The sequence below is a fragment of the Emticicia sp. MM genome (assembly GCF_001649495.1).
In genome coordinates, this window is record NZ_LXHX01000014.1 from 16576 (window position 1) to 29261 (window position 12686).

Annotated in this window: 13 protein-coding genes; 11 read left to right on the forward strand and 2 right to left on the reverse strand. The window is 35.2% G+C overall.

Features of this window, described 5'->3' with window-relative positions; translation table 11 throughout:
• Window positions 1-38 precede the first annotated feature (38 nt).
• The gene (locus A6M55_RS01995; protein ID WP_064196283.1) at window positions 39-662 is read left to right on the forward strand and encodes a polysaccharide deacetylase family protein; all 624 of its coding nucleotides are present in this window, start codon (window positions 39-41) and stop codon (window positions 660-662) included.
• A 4-nt stretch (window positions 663-666) separates the two neighbouring features.
• Window positions 667-1653: a glycosyltransferase gene (locus A6M55_RS02000; protein WP_064196284.1), complete on the forward strand. Its 987-nt coding sequence runs from the start codon at window positions 667-669 to the stop codon at window positions 1651-1653.
• 168 nt (window positions 1654-1821) lie between these two features.
• Here the strand turns inward: A6M55_RS02000 and corA are convergent, their stop codons facing one another.
• Together corA and A6M55_RS02010 are read right to left on the reverse strand one after the other, a co-directional pair.
• On the reverse strand, window positions 1822-2904 hold the full coding sequence (corA, locus tag A6M55_RS02005) for a magnesium/cobalt transporter CorA (protein ID WP_064196285.1): 1083 nt from the start codon (window positions 2902-2904) through the stop codon (window positions 1822-1824).
• Window positions 2905-2915: 11 nt separating this feature from the next.
• On the reverse strand, window positions 2916-4343 hold the full coding sequence (locus A6M55_RS02010) for an ATP-dependent RecD-like DNA helicase (protein ID WP_064196286.1): 1428 nt from the start codon (window positions 4341-4343) through the stop codon (window positions 2916-2918).
• Between the two features lie 160 nt (window positions 4344-4503).
• On the opposite strand from A6M55_RS02010, the gene A6M55_RS02015 reads away from it, so the two are divergent.
• The 9 genes from A6M55_RS02015 (at window position 4504) to A6M55_RS02055 (ending at window position 12637) form a co-directional block, all read left to right on the forward strand.
• Entirely contained in the window at window positions 4504-4977 is a 474-nt protein-coding gene (locus A6M55_RS02015) for an NUDIX hydrolase (protein WP_064196287.1), read from the forward strand.
• A gap of 146 nt (window positions 4978-5123) precedes the next feature.
• Window positions 5124-6002, forward strand: a complete 879-nt coding sequence (locus tag A6M55_RS02020) for a DUF3822 family protein (protein WP_015029638.1) — start codon at window positions 5124-5126, stop codon at window positions 6000-6002.
• A gap of 57 nt (window positions 6003-6059) precedes the next feature.
• Window positions 6060-6515: a pantetheine-phosphate adenylyltransferase gene (gene coaD / locus A6M55_RS02025; RefSeq protein WP_064196288.1), complete on the forward strand. Its 456-nt coding sequence runs from the start codon at window positions 6060-6062 to the stop codon at window positions 6513-6515.
• 21 nt (window positions 6516-6536) lie between these two features.
• On the forward strand, window positions 6537-6965 hold the full coding sequence (locus A6M55_RS02030; RefSeq protein ID WP_015029640.1) for a hypothetical protein: 429 nt from the start codon (window positions 6537-6539) through the stop codon (window positions 6963-6965).
• Between the two features lie 73 nt (window positions 6966-7038).
• Window positions 7039-9513, forward strand: coding sequence for a bifunctional UDP-N-acetylmuramoyl-tripeptide:D-alanyl-D-alanine ligase/alanine racemase (locus A6M55_RS02035; RefSeq protein ID WP_015029641.1), 2475 nt, complete (start codon window positions 7039-7041; stop codon window positions 9511-9513).
• 145 nt (window positions 9514-9658) lie between these two features.
• Window positions 9659-10300 (forward strand): TetR/AcrR family transcriptional regulator, encoded by a 642-nt coding sequence (locus tag A6M55_RS02040; protein ID WP_041693551.1) that lies wholly within the window; start codon window positions 9659-9661, stop codon window positions 10298-10300.
• 56 nt (window positions 10301-10356) lie between these two features.
• The gene (locus A6M55_RS02045; RefSeq protein WP_015029643.1) at window positions 10357-10719 is read left to right on the forward strand and encodes a hypothetical protein; all 363 of its coding nucleotides are present in this window, start codon (window positions 10357-10359) and stop codon (window positions 10717-10719) included.
• 57 nt (window positions 10720-10776) lie between these two features.
• The gene (locus A6M55_RS02050) at window positions 10777-11391 is read left to right on the forward strand and encodes a TetR/AcrR family transcriptional regulator (RefSeq protein ID WP_015029644.1); all 615 of its coding nucleotides are present in this window, start codon (window positions 10777-10779) and stop codon (window positions 11389-11391) included.
• A 262-nt stretch (window positions 11392-11653) separates the two neighbouring features.
• Complete coding sequence (locus tag A6M55_RS02055; protein ID WP_015029645.1) at window positions 11654-12637, forward strand: hydrogenase; 984 nt, start codon at window positions 11654-11656, stop codon at window positions 12635-12637.
• Window positions 12638-12686 lie beyond the last annotated feature (49 nt).

Below are 12686 nucleotides of genomic sequence, written 5' to 3' on the forward strand. Positions count from 1 at the left end.
ACCAAAATTTCAGACTTTTGCATAAAAGAGAATGAGCGATGTTTCTGCATAAAACTAATTTTTTGATGAGGGCTTTGTACCCCAATTTTGTTTGGAGAAAACCTTCAACGGATAAAACCATTTTTTTAACTTTTGATGACGGCCCAATACCAGAAGTAACTGAATTTGTGCTCGAAACACTTGAAAAATATCAGGCAAAAGCTACTTTTTTTTGCATTGGCGATAACATCAATAAGCATCCAGAAGTATTCAAAAAAGTTATAAAAGAAGGCCATTCTGTAGGGAATCATACATTTAATCATTTACGAGGATGGGCTACAGAAGATCAGCAATATTTAGAAAATACTGAAAAATGTAAGGCTGAAATTGAAAAGTTTGGTATAAAAACGCAACTATTTAGACCACCTTATGGACGAATTAAACGTAGTCAAGCACGAAGTATATTATCAACCAATGAAATAATTATGTGGGATGTGCTGAGTGGCGATTTCTCGCAAGATTTATCGCCCGAAACAGTTCTCAATAAAACAATCAAATACACGGAGTCGGGTTCGATTGTACTTTTTCATGATAGCATCAAAGCCAATAAACGCATGGCCTATGCTTTACCAAAATTTTTAGAACATTTTTCTGCACAAGGATTTAAGTTTTCAAAGCTTTAATTATATGAATCAACCCTCTATAAGCATTCTGGTTGCGGCTCGAAACGAAGAGAAAAATATACTCGAATTATTACTTTCATTGAGCAAGTTAAGTTATCCGAAAGAGCAAATACAGATTCTTATCGGGAATGATGATTCTACTGATAAAACTGCCCAAATTATTGAAAGTTTTATTGCTAAAAATAATGGATATAGCGATTTTCAATTAGTAAATATTCAGCATCAAGTTGCAAACCTGAAAGGTAAAGCTAACGTTTTGGCTCAATTAGCTCATTTGGCCATTGGCGAGTATTTTTTCTTTACCGATGCTGATATTGAAGTTCCAGAGTATTGGATTGAAGGCTTTTTATCTGAAATGCAAAACACTGGGGTAGGAGTAGGTTTATCATTGGTAAAACACAGAAATTGGTTTGAAGCAAGCCAAGCCATTGAGTGGCTTTTTGCTTTGAATCTGATGAAAACTTTTTCAGATTTTAAACTACCGACTACTGGAATGGGAAATAATATGGTGGTAAGTGCCGAAGCGTATTGGGCGGTTGGTGGATATGAAAAAATAGGTTTTTCAATTGTTGAAGATTATGCCATTTACAAGGCAATTATTGATAAAGGATTTGGCTTTAAGCAATTGTTTCGGCCAGAAGTATTAGCTATAACTAAACCTCCACAAAATTATTTTGAACAACGGAAACGCTGGGTTACAGGCGGAATTTCTACGGGCTCATTGCTCATTTATCCAGCCATTATTCAAGGCTTGGCTTTGCCTATTTTGCTAATTATTGGTGTATTTTCGTGCAAAACTACCCTGATAATAATGATTCTAAATCTTTTGGTAAACTTCTTTATCGGTCAAAATATCTTTAAAACCTTGCACCAAACTCAATTGCTAAAATACATTCCCGCTTATACTATTTACATGTACGTATTTTGGTTTTTGCAATTGGTTGTTTATTTATTGCCAACTAAACTCGTTTGGAAAGGGCGAGAATACTGATTTCTATAAAGAATCTTTAGGCTGTTTTAGCTCTCGTTGATGCTTGATTGTCAGAAATCCAATGGTGCTAATTAAGTTGAAGATTTTCGGGTAAATTCAAAGGTTTGCCAAATAAATATACAATCCTTCGTTTCATTTGGTGAATAAGATATTATTCCAATTAATCTCTCAAACATAATTTTTCCATTTGAAATAAAACCATAATCCAATCGAAATAATAACCATACTTCCGAGTGTATAAAAATAACCGTTTGGATGGTGAAGTTCGGGAATATTATCGAAGTTCATGCCATAAATACCCGCAATAAAAGTAAGAGGCATAAAAATAGCCGTAAAAACCGTGAGGGTTTTCATGACTGAATTCATTTTATTACTAATACTCGTTAGGTAGATATTTTGAATATTCTCTATCATTTCTCGATAAGATTCGATGGTTTCGAGTATTTGTAAGATATGGTCATAAACATCACGGAGGTAAATGATTGTATGTTCGTGAATCAAATCTGAGTTTTCTCGGGTGAGTATGCCAAACATATCACGTAATGGAAGCACAGATTTTCTGATAAAAAGTAATTCTCTGCGAAGTTCGTACAGGCTGGTTTGATCGTTTCGGTGAGGATTTTCAATGATTTTAATTTCTAATTCTTCTAATTTTTCGCTAAACTTCTCTAAAACCACAAAATAATTATCAACCACCAAATCGCAGAGAGAATAAAATAGATAATCAGCTTTTCCTTTGCGAGTTTTCCCTACCGAAGCTTTTAGTCGAGCAAAAATTGGTAAAAACACATCAGATTTATGCATTTCTTGAAATGAAATTACATAGTTTTTACCCAAAACTAATGCAACATGCTCGGTTTCGACTTCATTCAAATTCTCATTGAACTGTAACATTTTCATTACCATAAAAATGTTTTGTTCGCCAAAATGCTCAAGTTTAGGTTTTTGTTCGGTATTTAATACATCTTCAAGTAGAAGCGGATGTAAATGTAAATGTTTACCAATACTTTCAATAACCGAAACTTCATGCACACCATCTACATCAAGCCAACTTACATAATTATCGGTTGGAAATAACTGACAAGCATTCGTAGTTTTTACTTCTTTTATTTGGCAGCTTTCTTCGTTAAATTCAGTAAGTTTTACAACGGTGCTTATAGGTACATCTTTTCCCACATAGGCAAGGGTACCGGGCGAAGTAAAAGCCTTTTTCTGAACATACTTTTTGTATTTCTTGTGATTCTTCGACATAGATTTACTACTTAGCTTTCCAAAAACTGCTTGTTGAAATTCAATAAAAATACTTCCTTTACGCCACGTGTAATGGCTGTGTAAAGCCATCGAATGAAATCTCCATCAATTTCGGCGTCGGGTGGAAGATAACCTTGGTCAACAAATACGGCATCCCACTGCCCACCTTGCGATTTATGACAGGTTAAGGCATAAGCAAACTTTACCTGCAATGCATTAAGATAAGCATCTTTGCGGAGTAAATCTTGTCGCTCTTTCTTCGATTTTACCCAAAAATAATCTTTCATGACATTTTCGTAAAGCATCTTATTTTCCTCGGCCGTAAGCGTTGGAGAGTTTGAATAAAGTGTATCCAAGATTATTTTGCAATCAAATTCTTCTTCATCAGGATAATCAACCAGTTTTAAGGTTACATTCGCGAAGCGTAGGCCATGCATTTCTTCTTCTCTACGAATCTTTACTACTTCTACGAAATCACCATTGGCAATGAAACCTGCTTTTGATTCTTCACCCAAAATCGAATAGTTATTCCTTACAACCATCAGCATATCGCCCGAGTCAAGTTCATTCTCAGAATAATTAATGGCCGTTCGAATGTAGCGGTTATATTGAACCGCCGTTTTATTAGAGCGAGTAATAATGGTTGTATTTTCTCTACCGTATTTATCATAAGCATATCGAATTCCGTCTTCCAAACGTTCGCCCGTCATTCGATAAAAATCCTTGTATTTACTCGTAATTAGTTTAATAATAGGCTCTTCATTACTTAATTGCTTGCGAAGTTCGGTAGCATTGGTCAGAATTCCCGAACCTTCTCCTTGTCGCATTACTTCCGTAAGTACGTGTTCGGTGACCGTAGCATGGTATCTCCCTTCTAAATGTTGAGCACTTAGGGCAGGGCTTACTTGCATACCTACTGGCGGGAGCTGAGCTTCATCACCGATGAGGATAAGCTTATTGGCTTCTTGTTCAAATACAAAATCAAGTAAATCGTGCAATAGGCTATTAGAGCCAAAATCTCGCTCATCAGAGATCATAGAAGCTTCATCGACGATATATACTGTGCCTTCTTGGTTATTTTTCATTCGCTCAAAAACCAAGGCTCCAGTATACGCATTTTCTACTTGTCGATAGATTTTTTTATGGATAGTTAGAGCCATTCGCTTCGAATAGCTCGACATCACTTTGGCTGCTCGACCAGTTGGAGCCAATAACACAGCTTTATAACCAAACTCTTTTAAAACCTTGATAAGCGTACTTACAAAAGTGGTTTTACCCGTACCTGCATAACCTTTCAAAATAAAAGTATCTCTAAAACGCTCTTCGTCCAGAATAAAATCATCCATTAATTTGAAGAGTTTCGCTTGTCCAAATGTTGGTGTAAAAGGAAACTTTTTAAGGAATCGTTCAGAGGGTTTTACATTTTCGTCTAATGCCATTTTCTAATATTTCATCAAGAATAGAAACACATCTATTCAAGTCTTATTCATCAAATTCTTATGCAAAATAAACCTTTAAATTTTAAAAACATTCAAGAATAGCTAAATCCCTCATGTTTGATTCATTATCTTTGCGGGCTAATTCTAAAATAGAGAAGAAATGACCGAAATAGATGCTAAAAGTACAGCCCAAAAACTATATGGCAATAGAATTAGGGTGCGGGCCTGCGGAATTTGCATCGAAAATGGTCGAGTGCTGATGATTGGACACCGTGCCATTTTGGGTGATACAACATTTTGGGCTCCGCCCGGAGGAGGTGTTGAATTAGGTGAAATGATAGAAGATGCCCTTCGAAGAGAGTTTCTCGAAGAAACTGGGCTTGAAGTAGAGGTAGGGAAAATGGTATTGATGAATGAGTTTGTTAACTTACCATTGCACGGCATAGAATTGTTTTTTTTAGTCAAGAAAATAGGGGGAGAACTGGTTTTAGGACAAGACCCCGAAATGAAATATGAAGAGCAACTGATTCAAAAAATTGAATGGATGTCGTTAGATGAAATAAAAAGTTTAAATTTGAGCGAAAAACATCAATTTTGGCAAAAATATGGAAGTTTTGACGAGATAATTGTGTAAATTCGTTTGAGCATTTGATTTCAATAGAAGCAGTGGGTTTGGCTATCAAAGTGCTGATTATTAGTTGAGTATCGATTGTATACTGAATCTAAAACCCCAACTTGCTCAAGGATACTTTTGCTAAACACCTAAATTGATATAATTCATTGGAGAATCTTACTTTAAATATAACCCCAAGTTTTGAGATAAAAGACGACCGCTTCGATACCAATCAGATAGCCGATTGTCATTTATTGATTGAGGTGAGCCGTGACCGTTTTCGTTTTACGGTATATAATTCCATTTATGATTTAGTCATGTGGTTGGAAGATTACCATGTTTTTTCATTATTAAACGAAAACCAATTACTCAAAACGCTAAAAAATGTTTATCAAAACCATCAGTTTTTAGCAGCTAATTATTGGAAAACCATTCGTTTATCAGTAAATGCTAATCATTTTACGCTCATTCCTGAAGAGTATTATGAGAGTAATGAAGCCGCCAAGTATCTTAATTTTGCTGCTGGGAGAAACATTTCTGAAAAAGAACAAATTATTGATTTTCGATTTAGCCGATTTGGAGCCGTTTGTATTTTTGGTATCGAAAAAGAAACAATTACTTGGTTCAAGGAAATGTATCCCGCTCGTAAAATCGACCCTATACCAGTAATCGGCACCCTAATTGAGGGAATTGTTGAAGATAAAAATAATCAAGGATTACACATTTATTTCGAAGATTATTACATCACAATAATTTATTTTAAGGATTCAAAATTACATTTTTGTAATCGCTTTCATTTCCGAACTTCCCAAGATATGGTTTATCATGTCTTATTTGTGATGAATGAATTAGGCCTGCAAACAGATACTCCAGTGATTTTTTATGGAGAAATTACTTCGTTTTCTGATAGATATATTCAACTTGGACAATCATTAAGTAATATTAAGTTTGCACTAAATCCTTCAAAAATTCGTTTTAGTCAATATTTCAGTGATTTGCCTGAGCACCGATATTACTCACTTTTTAGTTCGTATTATCTATATTAATCAAACGATTATTGTGAGATTTAGTCAAAAATAACGCTTAACAAAGCTACAAATAACATGAAAAAAGTTGCCCTTTTCCCTGGTTCTTTTGACCCCTTTACCAAAGGGCATGCCGATATCGTGATGCGTGGACTCAAACTTTTTGATGAAGTAATTATTGGAATCGGTACAAACTCGGCAAAAAAACGCTATTTCCCGCTTGAAATGATGACTGATAAAATTCGGGAAACATTTCAAGATACCAACAAAGTGAAAATTATTGCTTATGATGACCTAACGGCTAATGCGGTTGTTACGTATGGGGCGAATTTTTTATTGAGAGGTTTAAGAAATACAACCGACTTTGAATATGAAAATACCATTTCACAAGTCAATAGGCATTTAGTGGATGGTTTAGAAACAGTTTTTCTCATTACTTCGCCTGAGTTAGCTCCGATTAGCTCAACCATTGTTCGTGAATTGCATAAATATGGTGCAAAAGTAAATGAGTTCTTGCCGTATGATTTAGATTAAGTATAATAATGAATTAAAATAATGAAAAAACTCCTTTTTTTAGCTACTTTATTGTTTGTTTTTAGCTGTAAAAAAACAGAGACTCCTACCGAACCTAATAAAGTTTTATCGGGTAACTTTTGGAAACTCGACCGATTTGCTGATACCGAAGGTAAAACCTTAAGCCAAAATCAATTAAATTCTCAAGCTCAAGCTTTGTTTGCTCTTGATTATGAATTTCGTGATGATAACGTAACTCGTGCTAAAGACCGCATTACTAAGCAAATCTTAAATGCTGGTACTTGGTATCTCATTCAAGATAACCAAGTATTAGATATTGATATTTTAGGCTTTAAAGGTCAGTTTAAAATTATTGTGCTTTCAAAAGATAAAATGGTCCTTCAGGCCGAAAACAATAAAATGATAAGTGCAGGGCAGTTTGTAAATATGGAATTTGTGCCTGCATTCTAATACATATATCTATCATTGAATCTTCCGAAATTTTGTGAAGATTCAATGAATTTAATTTTTCCCCTTCTTCCAAGTGAATTTCCTTTCCGAACCAATTATTACTCAAGCATCGGTATTACTTACTGATAGCCGTTTGGTATCTCAACCCGAACACAGTGTTTTTTTTGCCATTAAGGGTGAACATCATGATGGACATGCTTTTGTAGCAGAGCTTTATAACAAAGGTGTAAGAGAATTTGTGGTTGAGAAAAAAGCCATGTCAGAGGCCTTTGTGGCCGAACTATCTACTTTGACTGATGCTAAAATTTATTTAGTAGAAAATGCTATTCGTGCCCTGCAAAACTTGGTAGCAAAACACCGCCAAAAATTTGATATTCCTGTAATTGGAGTGACGGGTAGCAATGGAAAAACAATTGTAAAAGAATGGCTAAGTGTATTATTGGCCAAAGATTATAATTTAGTTAAAAGTCCGCGTAGTTATAATTCTCAGATAGGTGTTCCACTATCGGTTTGGGAATTAAACGAAAATCACAATTTAGGTATTTTTGAGGCTGGCATTTCAAAATCTGGCGAAATGGAGTTTCTCGAACCGGTTATTCGTCCAACCATTGGCATTTTTACAAATATTGGTTCGGCACACGATGAAGGTTTTCGAAGTAGAAAGCAAAAAGCTACCGAAAAACTTCGCTTATTTCAGAGATGCCAGGTATTGATTTATTGTAAGGACTATGAAGATATTGATGATGAAATCAGAATTTTATTAAAAGCGGTAAATCCCAAAATTAAATTAATTGATTGGTCAAGAAAGGCAGGAAGTAAAACTTTTGTGAATGTAACGAAATTTGCAACATACTGTACTTTACAAATTCTTTGGAATGGTCAAATCCATGATTTTAAGATTCCATTAGCTGATGATGCTTCGATTGAAAATGCTACTCATTGTATTTTCTTGATGCTTCATTTGGAGATTCCAAATGGTGATATTCAATCAAGATTAGATTGGTTAAAACCTGTAGCTATGCGTTTGGAATTAAAGCAAGGTATCAATGATTGTTATTTAATTGATGATTCTTATAATAATGATTATGCAGGTCTTGCAGTGGCATTGAATTTTATGATTCAACAGCACACAAAACGAGATAAGGTGCTGATAATCAGTGATGTTCTGCAGTCAGGTTTAGAAGAAAACGAATTGTATGAGAGTATTGCAGAATTAGTAAGAGGAAAAAAAATAGATAAAGTAATAGGAATAGGGGAGGTAATTTACAGAAATCAAAAGGCATTTTACACGCCGAACCTTGAAGATAAAAAAACGGTATTCTATCAATCTACCCAAGAATTTCTTGAAAAATATCCAATCAACCAGCTTCAAAGTTCATTGATATTGGTCAAAGGAGCAAGAAAGTTTGAATTTGAAAAAATTATCAATCGCCTTACACTGAAGGTACACGGTACTGTCTTTGAGGTAAACCTTGATGCCCTCACTAATAATCTCAATTTTTACCGAAATAAAATAGGGCTGGGTACTAAAATTATGGTAATGGTAAAAGCATTTGCCTATGGCAGTGGAAGTGCTGAGGTAGCAAGCTTACTCGAATACCACAAAGTTGATTATTTAGGCGTAGCTTATACCGATGAAGGCGTGGTTTTGCGTCAAAATGGCATTAAATTGCCAATTATGGTATTAAACCCTCAACCAGAATCATTTGCCAAGTTGGTTGAATATAACTTAGAACCCGAGATTTATAGCTTCAAGCTTTTTGAGCAATTCTTGAATTTTACCAATCGTTTTACTAATAAAATTTTTAAAATTCATCTCAAAATCGACACGGGAATGCACCGTTTGGGTTTTGTGGAGCAAGATATTATTTCGGTTATTGACTTACTCAATCAAAATCCTACTATTCAAGTGGCCTCGATATTTAGCCATTTAGTAGGAGCAGACGAAAGCGAGCATAATGCTTTCTCGAAACTACAGATTGAGAAATTCGAGCAAATGTCGCAACAAATTTTAGCTGCAATACCGAGACAAAAACCGCTTAGACATATCTGTAATTCAGCTGGAATTATCCGTTTCCCAGAAGCCAAATTTGATATGGTTCGCCTTGGTATTGGCCTCTATGGAGTGGAAGTTACGGGAGTAGAACAAAATGCATTACAGACCGTTGGGACGCTCAAGACCGTAATTTCTCAGATTAAACACTTGCAAGCAGGCACAACGGTTGGATATAGCCGAAAAGGGGTATTAGAAAGAGAGTCGAAAATTGCAACGATTGCTATTGGTTATGCCGATGGTTTCGACCGTGGTTTTAGTAAAGGCGTTGGCAAAGTATTGGTTAATGGCGTAGCGTGCCCTGTCGTTGGAAATGTCTGTATGGATATGACCATGATTGATGTAACCGATGTAGAGTGTGAGGAAGGTGATGAAGTAATAATTTTTGGGAAAGACCTTTCAATTACAGAATTAGCCCAAACGATTGATACAATTCCGTATGAAATTCTTACGGGCGTAAGTGAACGAGTAAAAAGGGTTTTCTTTAAAGAATAATTCAAGGCTTCTAATTTAATTATTGGAACTCATAAGATACTTTAGTAGTATTTGGGGTTGGCTATTCTGAAACATCAGAATGGCCAAATATGTTTGTTTTAGAAGAATTAGAAAAAAGCTATTTTTGTAATTCTTTAAATGTAATATGATGAAACCTTCGGCCGATACAAAATCTCGAATTCTTGAAAAATCAATCGAATTATTCAATCGTTTTGGTTTTGTGAGTATTCGTTTGCAGCACATTGCTGATGAAGTAGGCATCAGTGTCGGTAATTTAGCCTATCATTTTAAAAATAAAGATGCAATCTTTGAGGCTATCTATGAAGAAATCGAAGAAAACCAGAAGATTTTACTTGCAGATTTGAAGATTGTTCCTCTCTTTATCAATATTGATAAACATATTCGAGATACTTACGCAATTCAGCAAAAATTTAGCTTCTTCTATTCTGATACCTTTGAAATCCTACGAAACTTTCCACTAATCAAGAAAAAATACCGAGAATACACTCGTTGGTATATTCAGCAAATCGAAAACATGATTTCCTTCAATGTAGCACGTGGTACTTTTACGGTTGAATCGCACGAAAAACTACACCTCCAATTGGCTGAGCAATATTGGATGACCATGGAATTTTGGTTGTATCAGCGTAGAATCAGAACTTTCGAAGAAATCAATATTGAAGATTATGTATTAGCACTTTGGGCTTTATTGCTACCTCATTTCACCCACATAGGAAATCTTGAGTACAAACAAATGCACTACAATGAAAATTTTAATTGGTTATGATTTATATTAGAAAATAATTTCTAATTTTGATTAAAAATCAATTAAATACACCTTTAATGACTTCATCGACCTGTAAAATAGATGAGCGTATGTACAATAGTTTGTTAGAACTATTGAATGATACCTATTTTATTGATACAAAGGGTAATATACAAGATTTTCAGTTTTACCACGATGACCATTGGCTTTCTGATAGTGCAGTAATTGATAATTTGATCTATAAGCGTGGAGAATGGAATATTGAGTTACTCTTCGCCCTACACACAAATCCGTTGAAGTTTATCAAACGCCAAATCATGTCTTACTCATGCCCCAAAAAAGCAACGCTTTCGGCGAGTTTGATGCGAAGAATGGCTGCCAAAGACCAAAGGGGGACTTTGGAGGTAAAAGTTGAGAATTTTAATATTTGTACGAATTAGTAGATAGTTGATTCAAATTTTAGTTATAATCTATTATTTGTAGAAAGGTAAGAAGAGATGTATAAAACAAAAGAAAGAATAGTTAATGCTTCAATAAAGCTATTTAATGACCACGGAATAGCGAGTGTGCGTTTGCAGCAAATTGCTGACGAAATAGGAATCAGTGTGGGAAATTTAGCGTATCATTTCAAAAATAAAGAAGCCATTATTCATTCTGTATACGAAAAGCTCTTCGAAGATTTTCAACAAATTTTAGGCTCTTATCTTAAAACGCCCTCTCTTTTAGATTTTGATTCACAAATAAGTCATTACTTTGATTTCTTCAAAAATTATCAGTTTTATATTAGTGATTTATTCGCTTCCGAACATCCTTTACCCGAAGTAAGAGAACAATGGCAAGAGTTTATGAATAAAATGATTTTTCAGATTCGTAAACGTCTTGATTTTCATGCTCGAAGGGGTGACCTCAGTCCGCAACCTGAAAATACCTACGATATTTTGGCCGAAGCTATTTGGATGACACTCGTATTTTGGATACCCCAACAACAAATGCGAAATAAGCCAATTTCTGAAGCCCGATTTAAAGGAGCAGTTTGGAATAATATCCGTCCTTATCTCACTGAGAAAGGAACCTCCGAATTTGCCAGTCAAATACTCCCAATTTTTATTTGAAGTATGATGTAAATCATATTTTCTATTCCTAATTAGTCTCACCTTTGATAAAAGGTAATCATAGACGATTTTCTCCAATGTTTTTGTTTGAAGGGCTGTGGAAATCAAGATTGTTTACTGCTCAATTTCTTCGTTTAATTTAGAATAATTATAATTAGAAAATAATTTCTAAAAAATATTAGAAAAATTTTTCTAATTAAATTTATTATTTTACATTTGAACATTAAATAATACAATTTCAACTCTTTTTTAAACCTGTCCTATGGCAAATGTTCTATGGTTACAAGGTGGGGCATGTAGTGGAAACACCATGTCGTTCCTCAATGCCGAAGAGCCAACAGTCGTTGATTTAGTGACTGACTTTGGCATAAACATTCTTTGGCACCCTTCTGTTGGCTTGGAAATTGGGCACCAAGTCACACATCTTCTCGAAGATATAATCAATGGTAAAGTTCAGTGCGATATTTTTGTCTATGAAGGCAGTATTATCGAAGGACCAAATGGTACAGGTACAATGAACTACTTCTGCGACCGCCCAATGAAAGATTGGGTAAAAGAACTCGCTGCTGTGGCAGGTTATGTAGTCGCAATCGGTGATTGTGCTACTTGGGGAGGTATCCCTGCGGTTGCCCCAAACCCGAGTGAATCTACGGGTATGCAATTTTTAAAGAAAGAAAAAGGCGGTTTTTTGGGTGCTAACTATAAATCTAAAGGTGGTTTACCTGTAATTAATATACCAGGTTGTCCTGCTCACCCTGACTGGGTAACACAGATTTTAGTGGCTATTTCAACAGGCCGTATTGGTGATATAAAGATTGATGAATTCCATCGTCCGAGTACATTTTTTACTGATTTTGTACAAACCGGCTGTACGAATGTGGTAAACTTTGCCAACAAAGTAGATGGAGGATTCGGTAAAAGAGGTAATGGTTGTTTGTTTTATGAGGTGGGCTGCCGTGGACCGATGACCAGAGCGAGTTGTAACCGTATTTTGTGGAATCGCACATCGAGTAAAACACGTGCGAATCACCCTTGTTTGGGTTGTACTGAACCTGGTTTTCCACACCATGATTTACAAAAAGGCAGTGTATTCAAAACCCTTAAATATCTTGGGTATTTTCCGCAAGATGTACCAGCTGGAAATTCTAAGCTTGGTTATTATTTAAGAGCTGGTTTTGAAAAGACAATGCACGCTACTGAAGTAGCTTTCGGTGTAACAAAGTCGCATAGCGAAAGCTCAATCTAATTAGAAAACTAGGTTTGCTAATTACCCAATCATCATTTCAAAAATCAAC

Bases quoted from the DNA above. Each gene is read 5' to 3' on its own strand.
- A6M55_RS01995 (WP_064196283.1), top strand. From the start codon at position 39: ATGTTTCTGCATAAAACTAATTTTTTGATGAGGGCTTTGTACCCCAAT.
- A6M55_RS02000 (WP_064196284.1), top strand. From the start codon at position 667: ATGAATCAACCCTCTATAAGCATTCTGGTTGCGGCTCGAAACGAAGAG.
- corA (WP_064196285.1), bottom strand. From the start codon at position 2,904: ATGTCGAAGAATCACAAGAAATACAAAAAGTATGTTCAGAAAAAGGCT.
- A6M55_RS02010 (WP_064196286.1), bottom strand. From the start codon at position 4,343: ATGGCATTAGACGAAAATGTAAAACCCTCTGAACGATTCCTTAAAAAG.
- A6M55_RS02015 (WP_064196287.1), top strand. From the start codon at position 4,504: ATGACCGAAATAGATGCTAAAAGTACAGCCCAAAAACTATATGGCAAT.
- coaD (WP_064196288.1), top strand. From the start codon at position 6,060: ATGAAAAAAGTTGCCCTTTTCCCTGGTTCTTTTGACCCCTTTACCAAA.
- A6M55_RS02030 (WP_015029640.1), top strand. From the start codon at position 6,537: ATGAAAAAACTCCTTTTTTTAGCTACTTTATTGTTTGTTTTTAGCTGT.
- A6M55_RS02040 (WP_041693551.1), top strand. From the start codon at position 9,659: ATGATGAAACCTTCGGCCGATACAAAATCTCGAATTCTTGAAAAATCA.
- A6M55_RS02045 (WP_015029643.1), top strand. From the start codon at position 10,357: ATGACTTCATCGACCTGTAAAATAGATGAGCGTATGTACAATAGTTTG.
- A6M55_RS02050 (WP_015029644.1), top strand. From the start codon at position 10,777: ATGTATAAAACAAAAGAAAGAATAGTTAATGCTTCAATAAAGCTATTT.
- A6M55_RS02055 (WP_015029645.1), top strand. From the start codon at position 11,654: ATGGCAAATGTTCTATGGTTACAAGGTGGGGCATGTAGTGGAAACACC.